Here is a 24,765-nt window from a genome sequence, read left to right on the forward strand (position 1 = left end):
GCGCTCCCGCAGCGCACGGGTCACTGCGCGACGTAACCCAGCAGCAGCTGCACACCGCCGTCCGCGATCCGTCGGACCGCTTCACGGTCGCCGGTGGACAGATAGCTGAGAGTCATGCCGTCGGTCATGGCCACGACGATCGTGGCCAATTCCTCGGCCGGGAGCGTCCACGTGACACCGGTGGTCTCGGCCGCGACCACGAGCAGTCCGGAGACGAGCTCGTTGTAGCCGCGGTAAAGACTCTCGGCGAGGTGCTCCAGACCTTCGGTTCGTCGGGCGTAGAGCGCCAGCTCCACCAACGCGTATTCGCGGTCCCGATTCTCGATGAGGTCGTGCATGAAGGAGTCGAATGCGGCCCGCGCGACATCCGCGATGTTCATCTGGGAGGTGGTGAACATCGCCGACGCCTCGCGGAGCCATTCGCCCATGCCGGCCAGCTCTTGCGCGATCCCGGTCTCGACGACCGCGGCGAGCAGATCGTCGCGGGATGCGAAGGCGTAGAACAGGCTCGACTGTCCGACCTGGGCCTCCAGAGCGATCCGACGCGTAGTGGCGGCTTCGACGCCGTCGCGAGCGATCACCCGCATCGCTGCGTCGATCGCTGCTTCGCGCCGCTGTTCCACCGTCAGTCGCGCCATCTGCCCTCGAAGTTGATCAATTGATCGAAACTGTTCTGTGGTGACCGTAGTCACCGGCTAGGCAAAAGGCAACCCCGGCCACTCTCTGCGGAGAGTGGCCGGGGTCGCCGTCGCATCCGTCGGTGTGAGATCCGACCGGTCGATGTCAGATCCGGGGGATGCTGCCTCGAGAGCCGCACCGGGCGCGCACGCGCACCGTCATCCGAACCGTCCCGAGATGTAGTCCTCGGTCTCCTTCCGAACCGGATTCGAGAACATGTCGGCGGTGGCGCCGGCCTCCACCAGTTCCCCGGGCCGTCCCGCACCGGCGAGATTGAAGAACGCGGTCTGATCGCTCACCCGCGCCGCCTGCTGCATGTTGTGCGTGACGATCACGATCGTGTAATTGTTCTTCAGCTCGGCCACCAGATCCTCGATCGCGAGGGTCGAGATCGGGTCGAGCGCCGAACACGGCTCGTCCATCAGCAGCACCTGCGGTGACACCGCGATGGCCCGCGCGATGCACAGCCGCTGCTGCTGGCCGCCGGACAGTCCGCCGCCCGGCTTGTCGAGCCGATCCTTGACCTCGTTCCACAGGTTGGCCCCGCGCAGGCTGGCCTCGGCCACGTCGTCGAGTCTGGCCTTGTCACGCACGCCCGCCAGTTTGAGCCCCGCCACCACGTTGTCGCGAATGGACATGGTCGGGAACGGATTCGCCCGCTGGAACACCATGCCCACGGTGGTGCGCACCCCCACCGGGTCCACGCCCCTGCCGTACAGGTCGAGTTCGTCGAGCTTCACCGACCCGGTGGTGTACGCCCCTGGCGTCACCTCGTGCATCCGGTTGAGTGTGCGCAGGACGGTGGACTTACCGCATCCCGACGGACCGATGAAGGCGGTCAGCGACTTCGGCGCGATCGTCAGGGAGACATCCTTCACGGCGTGGAAGTCGCCGTAGTAGACGTTCAGATCCTCGATGGTCAGACTCTTGGCCATGTCTAGCTTCTCTCCATTCGGGGCCCGGTGAACCGTGACAGCACTCGTGCGAGCACGTAGACGATCGCGACGGCGATCACCAGCGTCAGCGCGGCGCCCCAGACGGTCTCGTAGCCGCTGGGCCCCTTGTTGTATTCCTGCAGCATCATGAGCGGCAACGACTGCTGGTTGCCGGAGAACGGATTCGGGTTCATCGCCCGGGTGGCGCCGACCAGGATCAGCACCGGAGCCGACTCGCCCATGACGCGGGCCACCGCCAGCATGATCCCGGTGATAATCCCCGACATCGCCGTGGGCAGCACCACCCGAAGGATCGTCTTCCACTTCGGGATGCCGAGCGCGTATGCGGCCTCGCGAAGGTCCTGCGGGACGATCTTGAGCATCTCCTCGGTGGACCGGACCACCAGCGGCACCATCAGCAGCACCAGCGCCAGCGCCACCGCGAAGCCGGAACGAGGAAGATCGAGGGTGGTCCGCCAGACCGCGTAGATGAACAACGCGGCGACGATCGACGGCACACCCGAGAGCACGTCGACCATGAAGGTGGTGACGCGCACGAGCGAGAACCGTCCGCGCCTCTTCCCGGTGTCCGCGTACTCCACGAGATAGACGGCGACGAGCACGCCCAAGGGGATCGCGACGGCCGCCGCTATCGCCGTCTGTACGAGCGTCCCCACGATCGCGTTGGCCGCGCCGCCGTAGCGTTCCGATCGCGTCCACCAGTCGATGTCGAGCACCGGTCCGATGCCGCGGGCGATCAGCGTGTACACCAGCCAGCCGAGCGGAAGCACCGCCACGGCCACCGCGGCGATCACCGCGCCGCGCACGGTCGTGTCGGCGACCTTCCGGCGCGGCGAGAGTTGTGTCAGTTCCATATCGTGATTCCTCAGCCTCGAACCCTGCGCGCGATCACACCGCGGGCCGCGGCGTTCACGAGGAAGGTCAAGACGAACAGGACCAGACCGGCTGAGATGTAGGCGCCGGTCTTGATCGGCGAGTCGAATTCGGCCGCGTTGTTCGCGATCACGGTCGCCAGCGTCTGACCGCTCTCCATCAGGTTGAAGTTGATCGGTCCGGCCGTGGAGATGATCAGCAGCAGCGCCATCGTCTCGCCCAGCGCACGGCCCAGTCCGAGCATGGCGCCGCTGATGTAGCCGGAGAGGCCGAAGGGCAGGACCGCGTATCGCACGACCTCCCACTGGGTGGCGCCGAGGGCCAGGGCGGCCTCACGCTGGTTTCGCGGCGTCTGCGCGAAGACCTCGCGGGTGACCGCGGTGATCACCGGCAGGATCATGATCGCCAGCACGATGCCCGCGGTGAGGAGGGTGCCGCCGGTCGACATGTTCGCGACGTTCGCCGGCTGCCGGAAGAACGGGAGGAAGCCGAGGTGATCGACCAGCCATTGGTTCGGCCCCACCATCGCCGGACCGAGCACCAGGATTCCCCACAGGCCGTACACGATCGACGGGATCGCGGCCAGCAGGTCGACGACGTACGCGATCACCGTCGCGAGCCGCTTGGGCGCGTACTCGCTGACGAACAGTGCCACGCCGAGCGCCACGGGCATCGCGATCACCAGTGCGATCACCGACACCAGCACCGTCGCGTAGAGCTGCTGAGGGATGCCGAACTCGATCTCACTGCCCGCCACCACCCACGACCCGGTGTATGTGAAGAAGCCGACGGTGTTCTTCGCGAGCGCAGGGACCGCCTGAACGAGCAGGAACAGCGCGATCAGCCCGATGACGATCGAGACCAACAGGCCCGAGCCGGTGGCGAGCGACGACATGACGCGGTCGCCGAGACGGCTGACCGCCGAGCCGGGCGCGGGGCCCGACTCGGCAGTCAGCAATCGCTCACCGGCCGCCCGCGGCGACGGGGTTCCGCCGGCCACGGGCGTTTCGGACACGGCCGGGTCCCCGTCGGCATCTGCGCGGGAGGTCACGGGAGTGTCCGAACGAGTCACAGCGCGTTGATCGTTCCGCGCAGCTTGGCCTGGAAGGCCTCAGGCAGCGGGACGTAACCGAGCTTGTCGAGGCCGTCCTGGCCCTTGTCCAGGATCGTGGTGAACGCGGACTTCAGGTTGTCGGAGACCGCCGAGTCCGAGTAGCCGGTGGAGCACACGATCTCGTAGGTCGTGAGCACCAGCGGGTAGGCGCCGGTCTCCTTGAGTCGGTAGAGGGCGTCGGTGTCGACCACCAGGTTCTTGCTGGACGGGTCCACGAACTGAGCCGCGTCGAGAGCCTTCGCGGCGGTGTCCTTGGTCAGCTGAGTGGGTCCGGCGCCGAAGTCGACGGCCGCCACGCTCAGCTCGTTCTCGGTGGCGAAACCCCACTCGACGTAGCTGATCGAGCCCTCGGTCTTCTTGACCGTGTCGCCGACGCCGGTCGACTTCGAGGCACCCGAGCCGCCGTGGCCGGCCCACTCCTTGCTGTGCTCGTACGGCCAGTCGGCCGGTGCGGCGGTGTTCAGGTAGCGCGTGAAGTTGTCGGTGGTGCCGGAGCTGTCGCTGCGGTGCACCGGCACGATGGTCGTGGCCGGGAGCTTGACGCCCGGGTTGAGCGCGGCGATCGCGGGATCGTTCCACTTGGCGATCTTGGAGTCGAAGATCTTCGCGAGTACGGGCGCGTTGAGGTTCAGCTTCTCCACACCGGGAAGGTTGAACGCGATCGCGACCGGCCCCGCGACCAGCGGCAGGTGCCAGGCCTCGTTGCCCGAGCACCGGCTCTTGGCGTCGGCGGCCTCAGCCGGCTTGAGCGGCGAGTCGGAGCCGGCGAAGTCGACGTCGCCCGAGATGAACTTCTTGATTCCGTCGCCGGAGCCGGAGCCCGTGTAGTCGAGGATGACGCCGCCGTTGTCGGTGAGGACCTGCGAGAAGTGCTCCATGGCCTTCTGCTGGGCCGTGGACCCTTCACCGGTGACGGTGCCGGACGAGGAGTCGCCGTCACCGCACGCGGTGAGGACGAGGGAGGCCGCGGCGATGCCGGCAACGGCGGCGCCTGCGGTGCGGACGAGCTTCGGTGACGCGCTCATGGGAGTCGGGGTGCCTTTCGATCTGTTCAGGTATCGAGGCGAAACTATCGACGCCCGGTTAGGACAGAGCGACCGGCGAGTGACGGCCCGGGTAACAGTCCGGGCACGAAAATGAACGGCTGGTTGACGCCGGGTTCAGCCCCGGCGATAGGCGATGTCGGCGGTGTACCGGGTGAATCCGAGCCGCGAATACGTGCGCAACGCCGCAGAGTTGTCGCCCTCGACGTACAACTCCACTTCGTCGAGCCCGCGGCCGCCGGGGCGCAGGTCGGCCATATAGCGCAGGCCGGCGAGCGTCAGCAGCGCGCCGAGGCCACGGCCCTGCGCGGCGGAGTCGACGCCGACGATGTACACCTCGCCGAGGGGCGCGGCTCCGTCGGCGGCGGGATGGATCTTCGTCCAGTGGAATCCCAGCAGGACGTCCGGGTCGGCGGCGTCGAACGCCAGGAATACACCGTCGGGATCGAACCAGTCCGCGCCGGTGCGGGCGGCGATGTCGCGCAGCGTCCATCCGCCCTGCTCCGGGTGCCAGGAGAAGGCGTCGTTGTTCACCCGGAGGATCTCCGCGTCGTCGGACGGTCCCGCGTACGTACGCAGCGCGATGTCCTCGCGCCGGGGGAGATCGGGCAGCGGCTGTGCCACGGGCCTGCGCAGTTGCAGCAGTTCGCGGGCACGTACCAGACCGAGTGCCGCGGCGACGGCGGCGGCTGCGGGCAGGTCGCCGTGCGCCCACACCTGCGGCGGTTCCGAGCCCGGCAGATCGCCGGCGGCGGTCAGGGCGGCGTCCACGAGAGCACGACCCTCCCCGTGGCCCCGGTGGTCGGGGTCCACCACCGCTTCCACCATCGCCGCACCGCCGTCGCGCGCCGCGAGGACGTTGGCGTATCCATGATCGGTGAGGACATGCAGGTCCGCCCCCGAGTCGATCGCGAGGCGCGCCTGCTCGGCGAGCGGCGCGATACCGTCGACGCGTTCGGCGCGTTCGCACACCTCGCGCGCGAACGCCGAGTCGTCGGCGGTCAGGGAGTCGGAGACGACGCGGTGCCGGATCTGCTCATTCATCACAGTCCAATGTATCGGCAGCCGGCGACCACTCGTCCTACCCTGTCTCGTCCTGCTCGGTGTCGTGCAGCTCTGTCTCGCCCTGCTCGGCTCCGTCGCCGGCGTCGCGGTCGCCCCGGCGCGTCGGCCGCACAGCCTTGTAGCCGACGTTGCGCACCGTGCCGATCAGTGACTCGTGATCACTGCCCAGTTTGGCTCGCAGACGCCGGACGTGGACGTCGACTGTGCGGGTGCCGCCGAAGTAGTCGTAACCCCACACCTCGTGCAGCAGTTGGGCCCGGGTGAAGACCCGGCCCGCGTTCTGCGCGAGGAACTTCAGCAGCTCGAACTCCTTGTACGTGAGATCGATCGGCTTGCCCCGCAATCGGGCCGTGTAGGTGGACTCATCGATCACCAACTCGCCCAGCGTCACCTTGTCCGGCTGCTCGTCCACGCCACCGGTCACGCGCGTCGACACCAGGCGCAGCCGGGCGTCGAGCTCCGCGGGTCCGGTGGTCGGCAGCAGGAAGTCGTCGACGCCCCAATCGGCGTTCACCGCGACCAGTCCGCCCTCGCCGACGACGGCCACCACCGGGGCGGTGCCGGTGTCCGACACCAGCCGGCACATGGTTCTCGCACCCGCGAGATCGCTGCGCGCGTCCACCAGGATCACCTGTGGTTCGCCCAGCTGCACCAGCGAGGACGTCTGGGCAGGCAGCACGGCCACCTGATGGGACAGCAGGGAGAGCGATCCCAGGACGGCTTCGGCAGTTTGCTCTTCGGTCAGCAGCAACAGGTCCACACACCACTCCGATCTCGTCGTGGCCTCAGCACTGTGGGCTGTCGATCGACGCTGGTCGCAGCACCCGGTTATCAGATGACAGAATAGCGCCGATGCTCCTCACCGCCCACGACCCCCCGAAACCCGCGTCCCGCCGGTACCTGCAAATCGGTGCCTGGATCGCAGTCGTCCTCGTCGTCGTGGGCGTCCTGGCGCTGATCGCCGACGACTTCGCGGCGTCCCGCGCCGAGCACCGCCTCGCACGCGCCGTCCAGGCCTCACCCGGAGTCCCCTTCGAACCGGATGTGATCATGGCCGGCTTCCCGTTCCTCGCGCACCGCTCTGAGGGGAACTTCAGCTCGGTGCTGATCAGCGCCGACGGCGTCCCGATCGAGGGCTGCTCCGGCGTGCCGGTGTGCACCTCGACAGTCGACGCTCGGCTGCAGAGCACCGACCTCGGCCCCACCGGCGATCTGGGCCCGCGGACGGAGCTGCGGGCGCAGTCGATGCGGACCGAGACACGAATCAACTCCCCCACCCTCGGACGGCTGATGGGGATCGTCGATCTCTACATCAATACCCCGGCTCCCGAGGACAAAGTGGGCGGCGGCGGGCCGGGCGACGGCCTGCTCGAGCGCACCGAGGGCATCATGCTGAGCGGAACCGTCCCTCTGCCCGGCTCGCCGGAGACGCAGAACGGCTATCCCCCGTCGGCCGCGAAGTACACCGCGCCGAAGGTCAAGGTGAGCGTGAAGGCTCGCGTGTCGGTGGTCGACGGCCGTGTCCGCATCGAAGCCACCGACTTCTACACCGGACCCGAGGAGCACTACTCCGCCGACGTCCCAGAGGAATTTCGATCAGCGGTATTAAAAAGGTTTTCAACCACTCTTCCGGCCCTCCAGATGGCCTGGGGAACCACCGCGAAACATGCCCTGAGCAGGGGAAGCGACCTTGTGGCCGTCAGCGAGACCGGACCGGTGTCGGTGCGCGCCGTCGACTACGCGAAACCGCTCCCGAGCAGGCCCTGATTTCTGTTGTAGGGTCGGGTCCATGCAGCACCGACGTGGGCTGATGCTCACCCGCCGACTGGCGATCGACCTCTGTCGCGTCGTCGACTGCTGCTGTCGCTTGCCGGTGACGCACCGGGTGTGATGCACCGCTGACGATCTCAGCCGCATCCTCCACCGTCTCGTCGCAGACGACCGCCGTCCCCGGCCCGGAACACCCGTCGCCCAGTGCGACGAACTCGCCGTCTGGCGCGGCCTCACGCCGCGCGCGGTGATCATTTCGAAAGGAACCGAAATATGGCACGCTCCGATGTGCTCGTCAGCGCTGACTGGGCTGAAGAGAACCTCAACACCGACAAGGTCGTGTTCGTCGAGGTCGATGAGGACACCTCGATCTACGACAGCAACCACATCCCGGGCGCCATCCGCCTCGACTGGCGTAAGGACCTGCAGGACGGCCTGCGTCGCGACTTCCTGGACGCCGAGCGCTTCTCCGCACTGCTCAGCGAGCGCGGGATCGCGAACGACGACACCGTCGTCCTGTACGGCGGAAACAACAACTGGTTCGCCGCGTACGCGTACTGGTACTTCAAGATCTACGGTCACAAGGACGTCCGTCTGCTCGACGGCGGCCGCAAGAAGTGGGAGCTCGACGGCCGTCCGCTCAGCGCCGACGCTGTGACCCGCCCGGCCACCGACTACGTCGCCCAGGCCGCCGACAACTCGATCCGCGCCTTCCGCGACGAGGTGATCGACTCGATCGGTTCCAAGAACCTCGTCGACGTCCGCAGCCCCGACGAGTTCTCCGGCAAGATCGCCGCTCCGGCGCACCTGCCGCAGGAGCAGGCGCAGCAGCGCGGTCACGTTCCGGGCGCCATCAACATCCCGTGGTCGACCACCGCCAACGAGGACGGGACCTTCAAGTCCGACGCAGATCTCACCGCGTTGTACGCGGACAAGGGCTTCGACGACGCCAAGGAGACCATCGCCTACTGCCGTATCGGCGAGCGCTCCAGCCACACCTGGTTCGTCCTTCAGGAACTGCTCGGCAAGAAGAACGTCAAGAACTACGACGGCAGCTGGGTCGAGTACGGCTCGCTGGTCGGCGCTCCGATCGAGCGCTGAGCCGCCCCGCAAACTCCCCCATCGACAGTCTCTGAGAGGACTAGTGACATGTGCGCAGCACCCAAGCAGGGTCAGACCCTCCCCGCCGGCGTCGACACTGAGAAGGAGACCGTCCTGACCGGTCAGGTCGTGGACGGTTCGGGCAACCCCGTCGCGGGCGCCTTCGTCCGTCTGCTCGACGGCACCGGCGAGTTCACCGCCGAGGTCGTCGCCTCGGCCACCGGCGACTTCCGCTTCTTCGCCGCCCCGGGCACCTGGACTCTGCGCGCGCTGAGCTCGCAGGGCAACGGCGACGTGACCGTCTCGCCCGAGGGGCCGGGCGTCCACAACCAGGACGTCACCGTCGCGAAGTGATTCGCGCGTAGCTGTTCGACGAGGCCCCGGTCCGCTGCTGCTGACCGGGGCCTCGTCGTCTGTGCGGCAATCTACGCAGCATCCGCTCAGTTCACCGGCCGACGCTCGCTCCCTCACCGCGCGTTCACCGCTCAACTGAGCGAATACCCCGCCACGTCGCGAACAACGGAACCGATGCGTCGGCGCCTGCGTCCAATTCATATGTGGCCTATCGACGAACACGGACTGATCTGGCGTGCCGACGCCCTCGACTGCGGTGTCACCGAGCTGGAGCTGAGACAGGCCCGTCGAGAACGCCGGATCTACGACGTCGGGCGCGGCGCTTTCGCCTTGGCGAGCGCGTATCCCGCCGAGCCCAGCGCAGCGGCCCGTCAGCACTATCGGTTCCGATGTCTGGCGGCAGGAGCCGCAGCGGCCCGTCGCGAAAGCGACGGTCGAGTCGTCAGCCATCAGTCGGCCGCGGCGATCCTCGGGCTGGACCTGCTGCTCCCCGATCGGCGGCTCGTTCACCTCACCAACGGCCGGAGCGGCGGCGGCAACAGCACCAGGGAACGGATGATCCATTCGGGTCTGGTCGCCGACGACGACGTCATCGAAATCGGCCGACTGCGCCTGACGAATCTCCCCCGCACCGCCGTCGACGTCGCGCTCAGCCAGACCGACTTCGCCAAGATCCTGACGGTCTTCGACGGTGCGCTACGCGCCGGAGTGTCCCGAGCCGACCTGGAACGACGACTCGCGATGCCCCGGCGCGGTGTCGCCAGAGCCAGATTCGCACTGAGCCTCGCGAGCGGGCTGTCAGCGAACCCCGGGGAGTCGTGGAGCCGGGCACAGATGATCGAAGCCGGTGTCCCCGCGCCGAAGCTGCAGTCGGAGTACGTCTTGCCCGATGGGCATCTCGCGATCTGCGACTACGACTGGGACGGACTGGTCATCGGCGAGTTCGACGGATTCGGCAAGTACCGCAGGGAGGTCATCGACACGGACGAGGACGCGGGCGACATCGTGATCCGCGAGAAGATCAGAGAGGATGCTCTTCGCGGCTTGGGCCTCGGCGTCGTCCGATGGCGATGGGAGCATCTTCAGAAGCGCACGCTGGTGCGGCTCCTCCAGCAGCACCTACCGACCTACGGTGTACGCGAATGGGAATCCGCTCAAGCGAGCGGCTTCCGCTCGGTGAGCGACTGAGCGGACCCGCGCGAACTGAGCGGACAGCCGCACTCTCCGACGAGAGCTACGTCAACCGGTCCAGCAGCTCCACGGGATCGACACCGTAGGTCTCGACGATCTGTGCGCCGTCGTCCCCGACGTCGATGATGGCCTCCGGGGTGTAGACGCGATCGACGCACGACAGTCCGGTCAGCGGGTACGTGCACTGCGGCACGATCTTCGGATCACCGTTGCGGGCGAACAGAGTCATCATCACGAACACCTGCTTGGCGCCGATCGCGAGGTCCATCGCTCCGCCGACCGCCGGGATCGCGTCCGGCGCAGCGGTGCTCCAGTTCGCCAGGTCGCCGCCGAAGGAGACCTGAAAGGCGCCCATGACGCATACGTCGAGGTGACCGCCCCGCATCATCGCGAACGAGTCGGCGTGGTGGAAGTACGAGGCGCCCGGCAACTCCGTGACGGGTACTTTGCCCGCGTTGGTGAGGTCGAGGTCCACATCGTCACCCGTCGCCTGCGGCCCCATCCCGAGCATCCCGTTCTCGGTGTGCAGGGTGATTCCGGCGCCGGGGTCGAGATGGTCGGCGATCTGGGTCGGCTGACCGATGCCGAGGTTGACGTAGGAGCCGGCCGGGATGTCGGCGGCGATACGCGCGGCGAGACGCTCCTTCGTCATCGGCGCGTCGGCCATCCGAAGCGCCCCGGAAGCGTGAATCAGTCGATCGGTCATCGTGCGCCCTCCACGGCGAATCGGCGAGTGGGAGTCGCGACCACCCGGTCGACGTAGATGCCGGGCGTCACGACGGTTTCCGGATCGATGCCGCCGACCGGCACCACCTCGTCCACCTGGACGACGGTGGTCGCGGCGGCCGCGGCCATGACCGGCCCGAAGTTGCGTGCGGTCTTCCGGTAGACGAGGTTGCCCGCGCGGTCGCTGCGGTGCGCGCCGATCAGAGCGACGTCGCCCTTGATCGGGTACTCCAGCAGATACGTCCGACCGTCGATCTCGCGGGTCTCCCGGCCCTCGGCGATCGGAGTGCCGACCGCCGTCGGGCAGTAGAACGCACCGATACCCGCACCGGCCGCCCGCATCCGTTCGGCGAGGTTGCCCTGCGGCACCACTTCGAGCTCGATCTCGCCCGCGCGGTACAGGCGGTCGAAGACCCAGGAGTCCGACTGCCGGGGAAAGGAACAGAGGATCTTCCTGACCCGGCCGGCCGCGAGCAGCGCGGCGAGTCCGTGGTCGCCGTTGCCCGCATTGTTGCTCACCACCGTCAAGTCTGTGGCCCCCTGCCGGATCAGCGCGTCGATCAGATCGAACGGCATACCCGCCAGTCCGAATCCGCCGATCAGAACGGTGGACCCGTCGGCGATGCCGGCCACGGCTTCGTCGACGTCTCCGCAGAAGACGGTGGCGCTCACTGGTGCCCTCCTCGGTCGGTCGGCCGTCGGGACGCGTTCCGTTCCGGCGGTCCGAGTGCTACCCCTACGACGCTATGCCTCCCGATTCAGACTGGCAATTACTCATTGAGGCACTATTGATACCTGATGGATTTCACTATTCGGCGAGCGTGGCGACCACTGTGATCTAGGAAGCAGTCGGACGACTCGTTTCGGTGACGCCACCGGCGCGCGGTACTATCGGCAGCGTGGTCCTCTTCTTTGAAATCCTGCTCGGATTGGCCTCGCTGCTGATCATCTGGTTCGCGCTGTACACCGTCTACCGACTGGTCAACGACGAGTCATGACGCGCTCCGGGAACGAAGCGATCTCCGACGCCGAGCAACGCGCTCAGCAGACCGCAGGTAAGAACCTGACGCCGGTCGGCGATCTGCCCGTTCCTCCGGACACCGCCAACCTCCGCGAGGGTCCCGATCTCCATTCCGGCCTGCTCGCTCTCCTGCCGATGGTCGGTGTCTGGGAGGGACAGGGCGAAGGGCACGATCCGGTGACCGGCGACGACTATCAGTTCGGTCAGCAGATCATCGTCTCGCACGACGGCGGCAATTACCTCGTCTGGCAGGCCCGATCCTGGGTCATCGACGACGACGGCGCGTACGTGCGGCCCGACCTCCGGGAGTCCGGCTTCTGGCGGATCAGCGAGGACGACGAGATCGAATTGCTGCTGACCCATGCCGAGGGCTCCATCGAGCTCTACTACGGCCGTCCGCTCACTCAGACGTCGTGGAATCTCACCACCGACGTCACCATCCGCTCCGAGACCGGGTCGCACACCGGCGGAGCGAAGCGCTTGTTCGGGTTGGTCCCCGACGGCGACCTCGCCTACGTGGAGGAGCGCGTCGACGCCGAGGGCGAACTGACGCCGCGACTGTCCGCGAAGCTCCGCCGCGTCGTCGGCTGACCCTCGGGTCTCACAACCGCACCACCGGCACGTCGATCCGTGACACGTCCTGGTGCGTCACCACCACCACGGCGCGCTCGCCGAAGAGATCACCGCAGATGAGCGACAGCAGTCGCTCCGCATCGCCCGCATCCAGGTGTTCGGTCGGTTCGTCGAGCAGCACCACCGGAGCCGGGTGCAGCAGGGCCCGCGCCAGCAGCAGTCGGCGCCGCTGACCGCCCGACAACGCTCCGCCCCCACCGGTCAGCTTCTCTCCCAACCCGTCTGGCAGACCGCCGAGCCACTCACCCAGCCCCACCCTCTCGAGCGCTGCGCGCATCTCGTCGTCGGAGACGTCGCCGCGTGCCACATGGAGGTTCTCCCGGACGGTGGTGGAGAAGACGTGCGCGTCGTCGGCGAAGTAGCAGACGTGCTCGCGTAGTTCCCCGGGGCCGGCGCTCACCGTCCCGGACAGCGGCGGGAGCAGCCCCGCCAAGGTCATCAGCAGCGTCGACTTGCCGACACCGCTCGGTCCGACGACCACCCGACGCTCCCCGGGGCCCACGCGGAAGTCGTCCGTCTCCCCCAGCGGGGTGGTCCATCCCCACTGCAGTGACTCCGCGGCCAGAGTCACCGGACGCGGGTCGACGACCGGGTCGGCGGCCTCGCGGTCACCGTCGGATGCCCCGTCGACGAGTGCCAGCACCCGCCGAGCGGCCTGGCGGCCGCTCTCCCACGCCATGCCGGCTTCGGTGAGCGGTGCGGTCGTCTCGAACGACGACAACGGCAGAAGCAACAGGATGCCGAAGACCATCGGCGTCACACCCGTGCCCGACGCGACGTCGGCCAGCGATCCGGGAAGCCCGGACGCCAGCTGCACCGAGATGATCGCCGCAGCGACCACGCTCACGCCCATCGAGATCGGCGTCACCGCCTGGGCCGCCGCCTGCCGGCGCATACCGGCGTTCTCGGCGTCCGCGGCACGGCGATCGGCTGCGGCGACCGTCCCCAGCACGGATCGGCGCACCCCCGCGACCGCCAGTTCCGGGCCGTGCCACAGCAGTGACGACGTGGCTTCGACCACATCGTCGCGGGCGCGCGCCGCGGCAGCGACTTTATCGGCCGCCCCGCGCGCGGCCAGCCAAGGCGCGAGCACACCGCTCACCAGCAATGCGACCGCGAGCACGATCGCGGCGGGAATCGAGACGAAGGCCATGATCGCCACGGCCGACACCGATGTCACCGCCCCGACCGCCATCGGGACGAGCCCGCGGATCACCGCACTGCCGATCTCATCGACGTCGTCGGCGGTACGCGCCATCAGCTCCGACTGCCGGAGGCCGACGGTGTAGCCCGGCGAGCCCTGCGCCAGCGCCCGGTACATCCGTGTGCGTGCGTCGGCCATCGCCGCCAGTGCCACGTCGTGCGTGGCGAGCCGTTCGACGTAGCGGAACACGCCGCGTGAGATGCCGAGCGCCCGGACCCCGGTGACCGCGACAGAGAGGTAGAGCACCGGTGGCATCTGCCACGCGCGCGTGATCAGCCAGGCGGACAGTGCCGCCAGCCCGAGCGCCGAGAGCGCTCCGGCGGCGCCGAGCAGGATCGGGATCACCAGAACGCGCCCGCGCATCCCGGCGAAGGCGAGGGCGGCGAGCATCGGATCGCGCGAGCGGTCAGCGGCCATCGGAGAGCTCCTTCGCGAAGTCGACCACCGCGTCGGCCGCCGACAGAACGCCTTTCTGATGCGAGACGACGATCACCGTGTCGCCTGCTCTCGCGCGGTCGACGAGTGCGGCGATCACCCGGCCGGCGGTGCCCTCGTCGAGATGCGCCGTCGGCTCGTCGAGCAACAGCAGCGGCGCGGGTGAGGCCAGCGTTCGGGTCAGCGCCAGTCGCTGTCGCTGGCCCGCCGACAGTCCGGCGCCGCCGGAGCCGAGCACCGAGTCCATTCCGTCGGGCAGATCGGCGAGGACCTCGTCGAAGGCCGAGGCGCGCATCGCTTCGGCGACGGCTTCCTTCGGCAGCTCGCCGAACAGATCCAGGTTCTCGGCCACGGTTCCGGGGACGATCACCGGATGCTGCGGCAGCCACACCAGCCGACCGTAGTGGGCGTCCCGATCGAGCGAGGCGAGGTCGCGACCGGCTATCAGCACCCGCCCCTCGTCGGGCGTGTGAAGTCCGAGCACCGCGGCCAGCACGGTCGACTTGCCCGCGCCGTTGGGGCCGGTGAAGACGGTGAGTTCTCCGGGCCGCGCCGTCGCCGACAAGCCCCGCGGCGCCCAGCCGTCGCGGCCGCGGATGCCGAGCCGATCGAGTTCTACCGTGACGCCGACCTCACCGGGCCGACTGCTCGCCTCGGCCTCGCCGCTCGCGGCTGCGCGCGCTGTTCCACGCGAAGCAGCGCGTCCGGACTCGATGAGATCGAGAACGTCATCCGCCGCCGCGACACCGTCCTCGGCGTTGTGGAACTGCGCGCCGATCTGGCGCAGAGGCAGGTAGGCCTCGGGCGCCAGCACCAATGCGAGCACTCCCGCGTACAGGCTCATCTCACCGAAGACGAGCCGCAATCCGATACTGACGGCGACCAGGGCCACGCTGAGAGTGGCGAGAAGTTCCAGGACGGCCCCGGAGAGGAAGGCGATCCGCAGCGAACCCATCGTGCTGCGGTGCAGACGCTCCCCCAGCTCGGCGACCTGCCCCGCCGGCCCCTGTGCACGACCGAGCGCACGCAGCGTCGGCAATCCGGTCATGAGGTCCACCAGCTGTGCGTTCTGCCGGCTCATCGCCGCCAGCTTCCGCCGGGTGCGGTCTCGTGTGACCAGTCCGATGAGCACCATGAACACCGGGATGAGCGGCAGGGTCACGATGATGATGACGCCGGAGATCGGGTCGGTCCACAGTTCCACCACCACGATGAGCGGGGTGATGACGACCGTCGACAGCAGGGCCGGCAGATACCCCGACAGGTAGTCGGAGAGCCGGTCGAGTCCGCGCAGCACCACCGTCAGCGCGTGCTCGCGCTCGTCGAGCAACCGCCGCGGACTCGTCTGCCCGGGATCGGTGAGAGTGTCGAGCGCTGCGACGCGCAGTTCGTCGATGGTCGCGTGAGCGGCGCGCCGGCTCACCCGATCACCGAAGTAGCTCATCGCGCCGCGGGCGGTCAGTGCCACCGCGAGCACCGTGAGGTGCACCGACTGAGCAGCGAACCCGCGCGCCGCCGGATCGGTGATCACCTCCGACAGCAGGCCGGCCAGGGCGATGGCCGAGGCGACCACCGCGACGACGTTGCCGATCGCGAACGCCGCCGAGGCCACGACGTACCGCCGCGCCGACCGCGACGCGCGGAGCAGTCGCGGGTCGAGCGGCGGGCGGCGACGAGACGTGGTCCGGGGCTCGGTCACTTACCGGAGCTCTGCAGCGGCAGGCCCACCGACGGCGGGATCTGGTCCACCGACAGCCGTTTGCGGAAGACCCAGTAGCTGTAGGCCTGGTAGGCGATGACCACCGGTGTCATGATCGCCGCGGCCCACGTCATGATGACCAGCGTGTAGTGGCTCGACGACGTGTTCGCGATCGTCAGGTCGTACGCGGCGTCCGTGGTGGACGGCAGGACCGCGGGGAACAGCGACGCGAAGAGCATCGCCACGGTTCCGGCGATGGCGATGCAGGTGGCGACGAACGCCCAGCCCTCGCGCCGTGCGGCCGTCGCGATCACCATGCCCACCGCCGCGACAGCGGCCACCACGACGATCGCCCAGGTCCAGGCGTGCCCGTACGCCAGCTGCGTCCAGATCAGGAACACCGCTGCGACCACGGCGGTCGGCACGGCGAGCCGGGCCGCGAAGGTCTGCGCATCGTCACGCATCTGCCCGGCGGTCTTGAGCGCGACGAAGACCGCACCGTGAGTGAGGAAGGCCAGCAGGGTGGTCGCGCCGCCGAGCAACGCGTACGGGTTCAGCAGGTTGAAGAAGCCGCCCGTGTACTGGTGGTCGGCGTCGATCGGCAGTCCGCGCACCACGTTCGCGAATGCCACGCCCCACAGGATCGCCGGGATCCACGATCCGAGTCCGATGCCGAAGTCGCACCACCAGCGCCAGCGCGGGTCGTTGATCTTGCCCCGCCACTCGATGGCCACCACGCGCACGATCAGGCCGATCAGGATCAGGAAGAGCGGCAGGTAGAACGCGGAGAACATCGTCGCGTACCAGCCGCCGAAGGCCGCGAACAGCGCGCCGCCGCCGGTGAGCAGCCACACCTCGTTGCCGTCCCACACCGGTCCGATGGTGTTCAGCAGCACTCGCCTGCGCTTGTCGCCGTCCGGCTCGGAGCGTCGTCCGAGGAAGGACATCAGCATGCCGACGCCGAAGTCGAAGCCCTCGAGGACGAAGTACATCGTGAACAGGACCGCGATGACCAGAAACCAGAAGTTCTCAAGACTCATCGGATGCTCCTCTTAGTACGCGAACGAGAGTTCGGCGGATTCGTCGTCGTCCGAGCCGACGTCGGGCGCTGCGGCGTCCTTGTCGCTGGGACCTTCGATCACGTAGCGCCGTTCGAGGTAGAACCAGACCACCCCGAGCGCGCCGTACAGCAGCGTGAACCCGATCAGCGTGGCCCACACCATGGGCGGTGTGTGGTTCGAGACACCGTCCTGCACCAGCATGTGGATCCTGAGCGGATCTCCGTCGGCGTCGGCCCAGTTGGGGACGACCACCCACGGCTGCCTGCCCATCTCGGTGAAGATCCAGCCGGACGCATTCGCCAGGAACGGAGTCGGCAGCGTCCACAGCGCCAGACGCCCGAACCACCTCGGAACCTCCGTGCGCTTCTTCCGCAGGAACCACAGTCCGCCGAAGGCGACGACCACTGAGCCGAGCGCCCAGGTGATCATGGCGCGGAAGCTCCAGTACGTGACGAACAGGTTGGGCGCGAAGTTCTGGCCCGGCATGTTCAGCGCTTCCTGGTACTGCTTCTGCAGCTCGTTGACGCCCTTCACCTCGGAGTCGAAGCTGTGGTCGGACAGGAACGACAGCATGTTCGGAATGGTGATGATGTGCTCGATGTTGTCGCAGTTGTTCTGCCGTCCGATGCTGAGCACGGAGAAGGACGCTCCGGTCTCGGTCTCGCAGAGCGACTCGGCCGCGGCCATCTTCATCGGCTGCTGTTTGAACATGAGCTGGCCCTGCATGTCGCCGGTGATGAACAATCCCAGTCCCGAGCCGATGATCACCCAGAGTGCGAAGATGCTCACCGGTCTCCACAGGGTGGCGTTGTCGTGGCGGAGCTTCTCCGGCGACGCACCGACCTGGCTCGGCGACGTGGTCGCCGGGATGATCGACTCGTCACCGATCTTGGCGGCTTCCTCGATCTTCGACGCGCGGTAGGTGTTGCGCGCCATCCACCAGAGACCGACCACGGCGACCACCGTCGACGCCGTCAGCAGGGCGCCCATGATGACGTGCGGGAACGCGACGAGCGTGGTGTTGTTGGTGATCACTGCGATGAAGTTGTTCATCGCGGGCCGTCCGCGTTCGGGATCCCACTCGACGCCGACCGGGTGCTGCATCCACGAGTTGGCCGCGATGATGAAGTAGGCGGAGGCGTTGACACCGATCGCGACGAGCCAGATGCACGCCAGATGGAGCCGGCGCGAGAGCCGTCCCCAGCCGAACATCCACAGACCGATGAACGTGGACTCGAGGAAGAAGGCCATCAGCCCTTCGAGGGCGAGCGGTGCGCCGAAGACGTCGGCCACATACCGGCTGTACTCGCTCCAGTTCATGCCGAACTGGAATTCCTGCACGATGCCGGTCGCGACGCCGAGGGCGAAGTTGATGAGGAAGATCTTGCCGAAGAACTTGGTGGCCCGGAGCCACTGCTCGTTGCCGGTGCGGTGCCACACCGTCTGCATGATCGCGATGAGCGGCGCGAGGCCGATCGTCAGCGGCACCAGAATGAAGTGGTAGACGGTGGTGATACCGAACTGCCATCTGGATATGTCTACAACACTCACTGCGACCTCAATTCGTCCCGAGGATGGGCGTTACTACACACGGTAGTAGCCCTTGTTCAGTTGTAAAGCGTGCGTGATGCAGGCAACGGCCTTTGGGCCTATGACCCCGCTGACCTGTGCACCAGATCAGCGACGTCGATCACCGATCCGGCTCCGCAGGCCCGCCCGTCCAGTTCGCGCACACGCGCGGCGAGGGTGACCGACGACAGCAGCCACACCTCGTCGGCGGAGTACACCTCCGTGACGGTCAACGGCCGCTGGTCCGTCCCGATCCCTTCGCTCTCGGCGAGTTCGAACAGTGCGTCCTGTGTGGTTCCGGGCAGCACGCCGTCGTCGCGCGGCGGCGTCACGAGTGCGCCGTCGATCACCGCGACCACCGTGCTGCGCGGACCCTCCAGCACCGTGCCCGACGCCGAGACGAAGATCGCGTCGTCGACGCCCAGTCCGCGGACGTGACGCAGGGCCGCGATGTTGGCGGCGTAGCTGAGCGACTTGACCCCGGAGAGCAGCCACGGCGACGTGGCGGCGAGCCCGGGTTGATACGCGGTCGGCAGCGTCAGCGCGCGGACGCCGTGCCGCCGAGCGGACTCGACGCGGTCCGGGACGGGCGCGATCGTCAGGTACAGGGTCGGATCACCCGACGGATCGTGTTCGCGTCCACGCGTGTACACCAGCCGCAGCATGCCCTCACCGGCATGGACCGACCGCCACTCGCGGACGCCCGTGCGCACCATCGCCTCGATTCGCCCCGGATCCGGCGCGGGCAGGCCGGCGACGGGCGCGGCCGCCGTGAGCCGCGCGAGATGCCGGTCGAGCCCGCAGACTCGCCCTTCGCGCACGAGCATGGTCTCGAAGAGCCCGTCGCCGTGCACGATTCCGAGATCGTCCGCGTGCAGGACGGGTGAATCCGGGTCAGCGACCTCGCCCTCAGGCGACACAAGGACGACTTGCATGCGACAACGATGTCATGGAACGGCGTGCGGCCGGCTGAATTCCGCGCGCCGGAATCTGCGTGCCGACATTCCGCTCATCGGGAGAATCCCTTGGCGAATGCGTCCGACACCGGGTACCACCGACAGATGAGCAATGAACGGATCGTCGTCGTCACCGGCGCCAGCCGGGGAGCGGGCAAGGGAATCGCCCTCGCGCTCGCACAGCCGGGTACCACCGTCTACGTGACCGGACGCACCACGGCCGCCGGGCAGACCAGTCTGCCGGGCACCATCACCCAGACCGCGGCTGAGATCGATGAGCGCGGCGGGACGGGAATCGCGGTGGCCGTCGACCACGACGACGACACTCGGGTCCAAGCCCTCTTCGACCGGATCGGCAACGACCACGGACGGCTCGACGTCCTGGTCAACAATGCCATCGCCCTGCCCGCCGGGCTCACCGACAAGGGACCGTTCTGGACCAAGGGACTCGACCTCCTGAGCCTGCACGGCGTCGGCCTGCGCTCCACCTATGTCGCCACCTACTACGCGGCGCCGCTCCTCACCGAGTCCGGCGGCGGGCTCGTCGTCAACACCTCCTCGTTCGGCGGCACCTGCTACATGCACGGTCCGGCCTACGGTTCCGGGAAGGCCGCCGTCGACAAGATGGCGCACGACATGGCTGTCGACTTCAAGCCCTTCGACGTCGCCGTCGTCTCGCTGTGGATGGGGCTGCTCAAGACCGAGGTGAACATGGCCGCCTTCAGTGCCCGGCCCGACCTCTACGACGGGCTGGTCGCGACCGCCGAGTCGGTGGAGTTCCCGGGACGCGTGATCGACGCACTGTCCCGCGATCGGGACCGGATGAAGTACTCGGGGCGGGTGCTGGTGGCTGCGGAGCTCGCGCAGGAGTACGGGATCACCGACGTCGATGGCAGCACTCCCCCGTCGCATCGGCCCTTCCTCGGCGACCCACCCGAATTCTCCTCTGCCGTCATCGACTGAACCAGCGGGCGGCCTCGTACACTCGGGACATGACCTCCGTGTCGCCGATCCTCAATTCGCATCCCAGTGCCGTCCCCACTCCGGAGGGAGACCCGAGTCCCGGCGTGGCCTGGCACTACGGCGACCCGCTGGGCGAGCAACGGGCGGCGACACGCGGCGCGGCCATTGTCGACCGCTCCGATCGCGCCGTGATCGAACTGTCGGGCCCGGAGCGGCTCACCTGGCTGCACACCATCTCCTCGCAGCATCTGACCGCGCTCGGCGATCGGCGCAGTGCCGAGGACCTCTCGCTCGACGGCAACGGACGGGTGGAGGACCACTTCGTCCTCACCGACATCGACGAGACCACATGGATCGACACCGAGGCCGCGCGAGGTCAGGCGCTCACCGAATTCCTGACCAGAATGGTCTTCTGGGCCAAGGTGACGCCGACGGCGCGCCCCGACATGGCGGTGCTGACCCTGCTGGGTCCCGACATCCTCACCGGCCCGGTCGCCGAGGCGATCGCGCTCCCGCCCGACGCCGAGCGTTACCAGGCCGGCGACCTGCCCGAGCTCCGTCACGACGACGAGCCGCTCGGCTTCTGGCGCGTGATGCCGCGGATCGGCGAGAACGGCTCGACACCTGTGGTCGATCTCATCGTCCCCGAACCCGATCTCCGAGAGTGGTGGCGACTGCTGACCGAGGCGGGCGCCGCGCCGGCCGGCATGTGGGCCTACGAAGCGCTGCGGGTGAACGCCCTGCGACCGCGCCTGCACATCGACACCGACGAGCGGACGATTCCGCATGAGGTGGACTGGATCGGCGGCCCCGACGAGGCCGGCGCCGTGCATCTGGACAAAGGCTGTTACCGCGGTCAGGAGACGGTCGCCCGCGTCGCCAACCTGGGACGCCCGCCGCGGCGGCTGGTGCTGCTGCATCTGGACGGCAGCTCCGCGTACCGCCCGGCGACGGGCGATCAGGTCAGCGCCGGCGGCCGGACCGTGGGCCGGGTCGGCACCGTCGTCGATCACTTCGAGAACGGTCCCATCGCGCTCGCGCTGGTGAAGCGCAACGTTCCGGCCGACGCCGAACTCGTCGTCGGCGATGCCGCCTCGCCCGACACCTCCGCGACCGCCCGCATCGACCCCGTGCTGTACACGCCCGACGACCAAGTGCCGCCCGGCCGCGCCGCCGTCGACCGTCTGCGGGGCCGCGGCTGACACGTGCGGCCACGGGAAGCCGCTGGTTCGAGCGTTTTCGATGTTCGACGGTCAGGCGATGAGACTTAATCCGTACTCCGCGCTAGACTGTCGGTACGAAAACTATTAACGAATAGAACGGGGCCGCCACACCGATGGCCGCCCCGTCACTGTGCGAGGGGGTCCCACATGGGCCGCGGCCGGGCAAAGGCAAAGCAGACGAAGGTTGCACGTCAGCTGAAGTACTCCGCTCCGAGTACCGACTTCGATAGTCTCCAGCGTGAACTCTCTGGTGGCAGGAAAGAGTCCCACGACTCGTGGTCGGACAGCGAGAGCTGGAACAGTGAAGAGGAGTGGCGACACGCCTGACGGCGCTGTCGCACGCACCCGCTCGTACGGGCGGTCAGCCCGGGCGCTCATGCCCAGACTGATGGCCTGACATTCGTAGAGCCCCGCGTCGTCCTGCGACGCGGGGTTTCTCGCGTCGCGCCGACCCGCGCGGTCGTCATGTCCGCGGGGTCGCCGAGAGCACCGCGTGAACCGCCGCGCGCACTCGCTCGTCCACGTCGCCCGGCGTTCCGGAATCGAACTTGCCGTCGAGATACAGGAACGCCAGGCCGTGCACGAGCGCCCACACTGCGACGGCCATCGGCTCAGGCTCGGCATCGGGGAAGACCCGCGCCACGATGGATTCGACGTACGCGTTGATGGTCTCGGCGGCCGAGGTCCGTTCCTCATCGGCCGGGTCGCACGGCTCGGCGAACATCACCCGGAACAGGCCCGGCCGCGACAGCGCGAACCGTACGTATGCGATCCCGACGTCGGCCAGATCGTCCGCGGATGCGGGCGCGGGATGAACTGCGGCCAGTTCGATCGCCAGGTCCCGGTATCCCACCGCGGCCACGGCGGACAGAAGGGCGCGCCGATCGGCGAAATGACGGTACGGTGCCGCGTTCGACACGCCGGCGCGCCGTGCCGCCGCGCGGAGCGAGAGGTCGCCTGCACCGCCCTCCTCCAGAATCTCCACCGCCGCCCGGACGAGCGCTGCGGGCAGGTCACCGTGGTGGTACGAGGTCGGCACAGTCAACAACCCTAACAATCGCCGCGGTCTCGACTCGTCTGTGCCTGACCCGGCCACCGCAGGCCGTGGCACCGCCGCGAGCGTCACGAAGTGTCGCAAAGTATCAAATATCGGTCGCCTCGCAGCCTTCAGTGCCGCCCCGGCCGCCACTAGCGTCGACTGACATGACGAACACCCGCCGAGCAGTTCCCCGCAAATGGATACGCCGCGAGATCGCGACCCTCGACCCGGTCGCCGACAGCGAACGGATCGTCCGACTGACGCTCGAGTCGCTGCTTCCGCCCGTCGGTGAACGGGTCTTCCTCGAATTGCTGTTCACCGTGTCCCTCATGCGGGTGATGGGTGAGCTCGAAGGAGCCGCCGCCGTCGATCGCGACGGGAAGGGAAAGGTCTATCACCACGGCGACCGGCGCACCGACGACACCATCCGCTATCTCACCGGATGGATGTACGACGGTGCGGGGAGCCCGCAGGCCCGCAGCTCCGCCGCCGAGATCAAGCGCATCCACGACAGCTACGCGCGGCACTACTCGATGTCGAACGAGACCTTCATCCACACCATCGCCTACTTCACCGTGCAGATCGAATGCCTCACCGAGATCGTCGGCGCGCCCGGGTTCACCGACGTGGAGAAGGAAGCTCAGGTGCGGCATTGGCGGACGATCGGCGAGTATCTGGGCGTCCGAGACATGCCCGAGACATGGGACGGCATGATCCGGGCGATGCGGGCCTACGAGGCCGACCCCGCCTGGTTCGCTCCCTCCGAAGCCGGCCACCGGGTGAGCGAGACCCTCGTCGCACAGTTCGGCGAACGGGTCTTCCCGCGCGGGTTCCGTTGGCTCGCAAAGCCTCTCATTCTTTCTCTGCACGACGACCACGTACTCGAGGCGCTCGGCCTGCCGAAGCCGCGGCCCGTCGTGACGACGACGATGCGAGCCGTGGTCCGGGCGGCGTTCTTCATGGTCCGCGAAGTGCTCCCCGATCGTCACACCGCGGTCCGGCCCGCAGGTTCCGCGGGCGAGCTCACGCGTTCCGCGCCCGGTAGCGGGTCGGCGTGACGCCGTACCACCGGGTGAAGGCGCGGGTGAAGGCCGCGGTCTCGGCGTCTCCGAGCCCAGCCGCGATCTCCGCCACCGGACGGTCGGTGCCGGTCAACGCCTCGGCGGCGCGGATCCGTCTGGACTCCTCGAGCAACGCCCGGAACGTGGTGCCCTCGCGAGCGAGACGGCGCTGCAGGGTCCGGCGATCGACGTGCAGTTCGCCGGCCAGTCGGGTCAGCGACTGCACCGGCTCGTCACTGGCGTGCAGCCTCGCCCACACGAGCGATCGCGCACCGAGGCGGCGCTGCTCGAGCTGTTGCTCGCACTGGGCGATGCACCGGCGTGCGGTCTCGGCGTCCGCGTGGGGAAGGCCGCGGCTCATCCATTCGCGCGGCACGACGAGCGCCGTGCGTCCCGCGTCGCAGACGAGTTCCTCCGTCGGCAGCACCGAGGCGAGGAGAGCCCCACGCGCCCGATCGACCTCCGCCTCCACCCGCGGCAGGACGACGTCGCCGAGCACCATCGGCACCAGACCGGCGATGACCGTCAGATCACGCTCGAGGATGAAGGGCCGGACGTCGTCGTGCACGTCGCCGAACGAGCATTCGAGCCGGACGTCCGAGCCGCTCTCGTCGTAGGTCACCGACAGGTCGGAGTAGGTATTGGTCAGACTCGCGAACCTCGTCGCCACCTCCACCGCGTCCCCGAGCGTCTCGCTGGAGAGCATCGCGAACACGAAGATGCCGAGATTTCCCAGATTCACCATCCGCCCGGCCTCGATGCCGAGACCGGGCGGGTCGTTCAGCAGCGAGACGATGTTGGCGATCACTGCCAGTTCCTGCTCCGCCAGGACCACCGCCCCGTCGACACGCAGGTCACTCTCTCGCAGTCCGCTTCCCTGCAGACAGTCAGCCGGATCGAGCCCATGACCCTCACCGAGTTCCACCAGACTCGCGACGCCGCCCGACGTGCCGCGCCGCAGACTTCTCCACGCCGGAGCAGCCACAGCCCCACCCTCCTTGTTGACAGTGCTAACATCCATCGCTACCCT

The 24,765-nt window shown here is 68.1% G+C and carries 25 protein-coding genes; 9 read left to right on the forward strand and 16 right to left on the reverse strand.

Annotation, left to right across the window (positions count from 1 at the left end; all coding sequences use genetic code 11):
- Nucleotides 1-20: 20 nt before the first annotated feature.
- The 7 genes from ACK8HH_RS14770 to ACK8HH_RS14800 form a co-directional block, all read right to left on the reverse strand.
- Entirely contained in the window at nucleotides 21-638 is a 618-nt protein-coding gene (locus tag ACK8HH_RS14770; RefSeq protein WP_006895701.1) for a TetR/AcrR family transcriptional regulator, read from the reverse strand.
- A gap of 198 nt (nucleotides 639-836) precedes the next feature.
- A complete protein-coding gene (pstB, locus tag ACK8HH_RS14775; protein ID WP_412475298.1) occupies nucleotides 837-1,613 on the reverse strand; it encodes a phosphate ABC transporter ATP-binding protein PstB in 777 nt (258 codons plus the stop codon).
- A 2-nt stretch (nucleotides 1,614-1,615) separates the two neighbouring features.
- Nucleotides 1,616-2,488, reverse strand: a complete 873-nt coding sequence (gene pstA, locus ACK8HH_RS14780; RefSeq protein ID WP_006895703.1) for a phosphate ABC transporter permease PstA — start codon at nucleotides 2,486-2,488, stop codon at nucleotides 1,616-1,618.
- Nucleotides 2,489-2,499: 11 nt separating this feature from the next.
- Entirely contained in the window at nucleotides 2,500-3,522 is a 1,023-nt protein-coding gene (gene pstC / locus ACK8HH_RS14785) for a phosphate ABC transporter permease subunit PstC (RefSeq protein ID WP_412475299.1), read from the reverse strand.
- A gap of 53 nt (nucleotides 3,523-3,575) precedes the next feature.
- Nucleotides 3,576-4,646 (reverse strand): phosphate ABC transporter substrate-binding protein PstS, encoded by a 1,071-nt coding sequence (gene pstS / locus ACK8HH_RS14790; RefSeq protein WP_045539831.1) that lies wholly within the window; start codon nucleotides 4,644-4,646, stop codon nucleotides 3,576-3,578.
- A gap of 135 nt (nucleotides 4,647-4,781) precedes the next feature.
- Nucleotides 4,782-5,708 carry a mycothiol synthase gene (gene mshD, locus ACK8HH_RS14795; RefSeq protein WP_278124870.1) on the reverse strand — a complete coding sequence of 309 codons (927 nt, stop codon included), beginning with the start codon at nucleotides 5,706-5,708 and terminating at the stop codon, nucleotides 4,782-4,784.
- A gap of 37 nt (nucleotides 5,709-5,745) precedes the next feature.
- A complete protein-coding gene (locus ACK8HH_RS14800) occupies nucleotides 5,746-6,489 on the reverse strand; it encodes a response regulator transcription factor (RefSeq protein ID WP_346075111.1) in 744 nt (247 codons plus the stop codon).
- Between the two features lie 92 nt (nucleotides 6,490-6,581).
- On the opposite strand from ACK8HH_RS14800, the gene ACK8HH_RS14805 reads away from it, so the two are divergent.
- The 4 genes from ACK8HH_RS14805 to ACK8HH_RS14820 all read left to right on the forward strand — a co-directional run bounded on the left by ACK8HH_RS14805 (nucleotide 6,582) and on the right by ACK8HH_RS14820 (nucleotide 10,142).
- Nucleotides 6,582-7,496, forward strand: coding sequence for a DUF2993 domain-containing protein (locus ACK8HH_RS14805; RefSeq protein WP_412475300.1), 915 nt, complete (start codon nucleotides 6,582-6,584; stop codon nucleotides 7,494-7,496).
- Between the two features lie 276 nt (nucleotides 7,497-7,772).
- Complete coding sequence (locus ACK8HH_RS14810) at nucleotides 7,773-8,600, forward strand: sulfurtransferase (RefSeq protein WP_006895709.1); 828 nt, start codon at nucleotides 7,773-7,775, stop codon at nucleotides 8,598-8,600.
- A gap of 48 nt (nucleotides 8,601-8,648) precedes the next feature.
- On the forward strand, nucleotides 8,649-8,954 hold the full coding sequence (locus ACK8HH_RS14815) for a DUF1416 domain-containing protein (RefSeq protein ID WP_045538354.1): 306 nt from the start codon (nucleotides 8,649-8,651) through the stop codon (nucleotides 8,952-8,954).
- Between the two features lie 201 nt (nucleotides 8,955-9,155).
- Nucleotides 9,156-10,142, forward strand: coding sequence for a hypothetical protein (locus ACK8HH_RS14820; RefSeq protein ID WP_062365943.1), 987 nt, complete (start codon nucleotides 9,156-9,158; stop codon nucleotides 10,140-10,142).
- 46 nt (nucleotides 10,143-10,188) lie between these two features.
- Here the strand turns inward: ACK8HH_RS14820 and ACK8HH_RS14825 are convergent, their stop codons facing one another.
- Entirely contained in the window at nucleotides 10,189-10,797 is a 609-nt protein-coding gene (locus tag ACK8HH_RS14825; protein ID WP_411815888.1) for a 3-oxoacid CoA-transferase subunit B, read from the reverse strand.
- Between the two features lie 50 nt (nucleotides 10,798-10,847).
- The gene (locus ACK8HH_RS14830; protein ID WP_006895719.1) at nucleotides 10,848-11,543 is read right to left on the reverse strand and encodes a 3-oxoacid CoA-transferase subunit A; all 696 of its coding nucleotides are present in this window, start codon (nucleotides 11,541-11,543) and stop codon (nucleotides 10,848-10,850) included.
- 322 nt (nucleotides 11,544-11,865) lie between these two features.
- Here ACK8HH_RS14830 and ACK8HH_RS14835 point away from each other — a divergent pair, with 322 nt between their 5' ends.
- Nucleotides 11,866-12,483 (forward strand): FABP family protein, encoded by a 618-nt coding sequence (locus tag ACK8HH_RS14835; protein WP_006895720.1) that lies wholly within the window; start codon nucleotides 11,866-11,868, stop codon nucleotides 12,481-12,483.
- Nucleotides 12,484-12,493: 10 nt separating this feature from the next.
- Here the strand turns inward: ACK8HH_RS14835 and cydC are convergent, their stop codons facing one another.
- The 5 genes from cydC to ACK8HH_RS14860 form a co-directional block, all read right to left on the reverse strand.
- On the reverse strand, nucleotides 12,494-14,146 hold the full coding sequence (gene cydC, locus ACK8HH_RS14840; protein WP_412475301.1) for a thiol reductant ABC exporter subunit CydC: 1,653 nt from the start codon (nucleotides 14,144-14,146) through the stop codon (nucleotides 12,494-12,496).
- Nucleotides 14,136-15,863 carry a thiol reductant ABC exporter subunit CydD gene (gene cydD / locus ACK8HH_RS14845; RefSeq protein ID WP_278124882.1) on the reverse strand — a complete coding sequence of 576 codons (1,728 nt, stop codon included), beginning with the start codon at nucleotides 15,861-15,863 and terminating at the stop codon, nucleotides 14,136-14,138. The genes cydC and cydD overlap by 11 nt, the downstream gene beginning before the upstream one ends.
- Nucleotides 15,860-16,903: a cytochrome d ubiquinol oxidase subunit II gene (gene cydB, locus ACK8HH_RS14850; RefSeq protein WP_278124884.1), complete on the reverse strand. Its 1,044-nt coding sequence runs from the start codon at nucleotides 16,901-16,903 to the stop codon at nucleotides 15,860-15,862. Before cydB ends, cydD begins: the two co-directional genes overlap by 4 nt.
- Before the next feature lie 12 nt (nucleotides 16,904-16,915).
- Nucleotides 16,916-18,475 carry a cytochrome ubiquinol oxidase subunit I gene (locus ACK8HH_RS14855; RefSeq protein WP_006895724.1) on the reverse strand — a complete coding sequence of 520 codons (1,560 nt, stop codon included), beginning with the start codon at nucleotides 18,473-18,475 and terminating at the stop codon, nucleotides 16,916-16,918.
- A gap of 98 nt (nucleotides 18,476-18,573) precedes the next feature.
- Nucleotides 18,574-19,428, reverse strand: a complete 855-nt coding sequence (locus ACK8HH_RS14860) for an aminodeoxychorismate lyase (protein ID WP_006895725.1) — start codon at nucleotides 19,426-19,428, stop codon at nucleotides 18,574-18,576.
- Between the two features lie 126 nt (nucleotides 19,429-19,554).
- Between ACK8HH_RS14860 and ACK8HH_RS14865 the strand changes: the two genes are divergently transcribed.
- From ACK8HH_RS14865 to ACK8HH_RS14875, 3 genes are all read left to right on the forward strand, one after another.
- Nucleotides 19,555-20,412, forward strand: a complete 858-nt coding sequence (locus ACK8HH_RS14865; RefSeq protein ID WP_039867115.1) for an SDR family NAD(P)-dependent oxidoreductase — start codon at nucleotides 19,555-19,557, stop codon at nucleotides 20,410-20,412.
- Nucleotides 20,413-20,441: 29 nt separating this feature from the next.
- On the forward strand, nucleotides 20,442-21,614 hold the full coding sequence (locus ACK8HH_RS14870) for a YgfZ/GcvT domain-containing protein (RefSeq protein WP_278124888.1): 1,173 nt from the start codon (nucleotides 20,442-20,444) through the stop codon (nucleotides 21,612-21,614).
- 168 nt (nucleotides 21,615-21,782) lie between these two features.
- Nucleotides 21,783-21,962 carry a DUF3073 domain-containing protein gene (locus ACK8HH_RS14875; protein WP_006895729.1) on the forward strand — a complete coding sequence of 60 codons (180 nt, stop codon included), beginning with the start codon at nucleotides 21,783-21,785 and terminating at the stop codon, nucleotides 21,960-21,962.
- Between the two features lie 136 nt (nucleotides 21,963-22,098).
- On the opposite strand, the gene ACK8HH_RS14880 is transcribed toward ACK8HH_RS14875, so the two are convergent.
- The gene (locus ACK8HH_RS14880) at nucleotides 22,099-22,674 is read right to left on the reverse strand and encodes a TetR/AcrR family transcriptional regulator (protein ID WP_278124890.1); all 576 of its coding nucleotides are present in this window, start codon (nucleotides 22,672-22,674) and stop codon (nucleotides 22,099-22,101) included.
- A gap of 164 nt (nucleotides 22,675-22,838) precedes the next feature.
- Here ACK8HH_RS14880 and ACK8HH_RS14885 point away from each other — a divergent pair, with 164 nt between their 5' ends.
- Complete coding sequence (locus tag ACK8HH_RS14885; RefSeq protein ID WP_278124891.1) at nucleotides 22,839-23,732, forward strand: oxygenase MpaB family protein; 894 nt, start codon at nucleotides 22,839-22,841, stop codon at nucleotides 23,730-23,732.
- Here ACK8HH_RS14885 and ACK8HH_RS14890 read toward each other — a convergent pair.
- Nucleotides 23,698-24,720, reverse strand: a complete 1,023-nt coding sequence (locus ACK8HH_RS14890) for an AraC family transcriptional regulator (protein ID WP_278124892.1) — start codon at nucleotides 24,718-24,720, stop codon at nucleotides 23,698-23,700. The genes ACK8HH_RS14885 and ACK8HH_RS14890 overlap by 35 nt on opposite strands.
- Between the last annotated feature and the right edge of the window lie 45 nt (nucleotides 24,721-24,765).

Source organism: Gordonia sp. LUNF6 (genome assembly GCF_047041125.1).
Taxonomy (GTDB): Bacteria; Actinomycetota; Actinomycetes; order Mycobacteriales; family Mycobacteriaceae; genus Gordonia; species Gordonia sihwensis.

What these genes read in the sequence shown, in the direction of transcription:
- ACK8HH_RS14770 (WP_006895701.1), bottom strand. Translation starts at nt 638, where the DNA reads ATGGCGCGACTGACGGTGGAACAGCGGCGCGAAGCAGCGATCGACGCA.
- pstB (WP_412475298.1), bottom strand. Translation starts at nt 1,613, where the DNA reads ATGGCCAAGAGTCTGACCATCGAGGATCTGAACGTCTACTACGGCGAC.
- pstA (WP_006895703.1), bottom strand. Translation starts at nt 2,488, where the DNA reads ATGGAACTGACACAACTCTCGCCGCGCCGGAAGGTCGCCGACACGACC.
- pstS (WP_045539831.1), bottom strand. Translation starts at nt 4,646, where the DNA reads ATGAGCGCGTCACCGAAGCTCGTCCGCACCGCAGGCGCCGCCGTTGCC.
- mshD (WP_278124870.1), bottom strand. Translation starts at nt 5,708, where the DNA reads ATGAATGAGCAGATCCGGCACCGCGTCGTCTCCGACTCCCTGACCGCC.
- ACK8HH_RS14805 (WP_412475300.1), top strand. Translation starts at nt 6,582, where the DNA reads ATGCTCCTCACCGCCCACGACCCCCCGAAACCCGCGTCCCGCCGGTAC.
- ACK8HH_RS14810 (WP_006895709.1), top strand. Translation starts at nt 7,773, where the DNA reads ATGGCACGCTCCGATGTGCTCGTCAGCGCTGACTGGGCTGAAGAGAAC.
- ACK8HH_RS14815 (WP_045538354.1), top strand. Translation starts at nt 8,649, where the DNA reads ATGTGCGCAGCACCCAAGCAGGGTCAGACCCTCCCCGCCGGCGTCGAC.
- ACK8HH_RS14820 (WP_062365943.1), top strand. Translation starts at nt 9,156, where the DNA reads ATGTGGCCTATCGACGAACACGGACTGATCTGGCGTGCCGACGCCCTC.
- ACK8HH_RS14825 (WP_411815888.1), bottom strand. Translation starts at nt 10,797, where the DNA reads ATGACGAAGGAGCGTCTCGCCGCGCGTATCGCCGCCGACATCCCGGCC.
- ACK8HH_RS14835 (WP_006895720.1), top strand. Translation starts at nt 11,866, where the DNA reads ATGACGCGCTCCGGGAACGAAGCGATCTCCGACGCCGAGCAACGCGCT.
- cydC (WP_412475301.1), bottom strand. Translation starts at nt 14,146, where the DNA reads ATGGCCGCTGACCGCTCGCGCGATCCGATGCTCGCCGCCCTCGCCTTC.
- cydB (WP_278124884.1), bottom strand. Translation starts at nt 16,903, where the DNA reads ATGAGTCTTGAGAACTTCTGGTTTCTGGTCATCGCGGTCCTGTTCACG.
- ACK8HH_RS14860 (WP_006895725.1), bottom strand. Translation starts at nt 19,428, where the DNA reads ATGCAAGTCGTCCTTGTGTCGCCTGAGGGCGAGGTCGCTGACCCGGAT.
- ACK8HH_RS14865 (WP_039867115.1), top strand. Translation starts at nt 19,555, where the DNA reads ATGAGCAATGAACGGATCGTCGTCGTCACCGGCGCCAGCCGGGGAGCG.
- ACK8HH_RS14870 (WP_278124888.1), top strand. Translation starts at nt 20,442, where the DNA reads ATGACCTCCGTGTCGCCGATCCTCAATTCGCATCCCAGTGCCGTCCCC.
- ACK8HH_RS14875 (WP_006895729.1), top strand. Translation starts at nt 21,783, where the DNA reads ATGGGCCGCGGCCGGGCAAAGGCAAAGCAGACGAAGGTTGCACGTCAG.
- ACK8HH_RS14885 (WP_278124891.1), top strand. Translation starts at nt 22,839, where the DNA reads ATGACGAACACCCGCCGAGCAGTTCCCCGCAAATGGATACGCCGCGAG.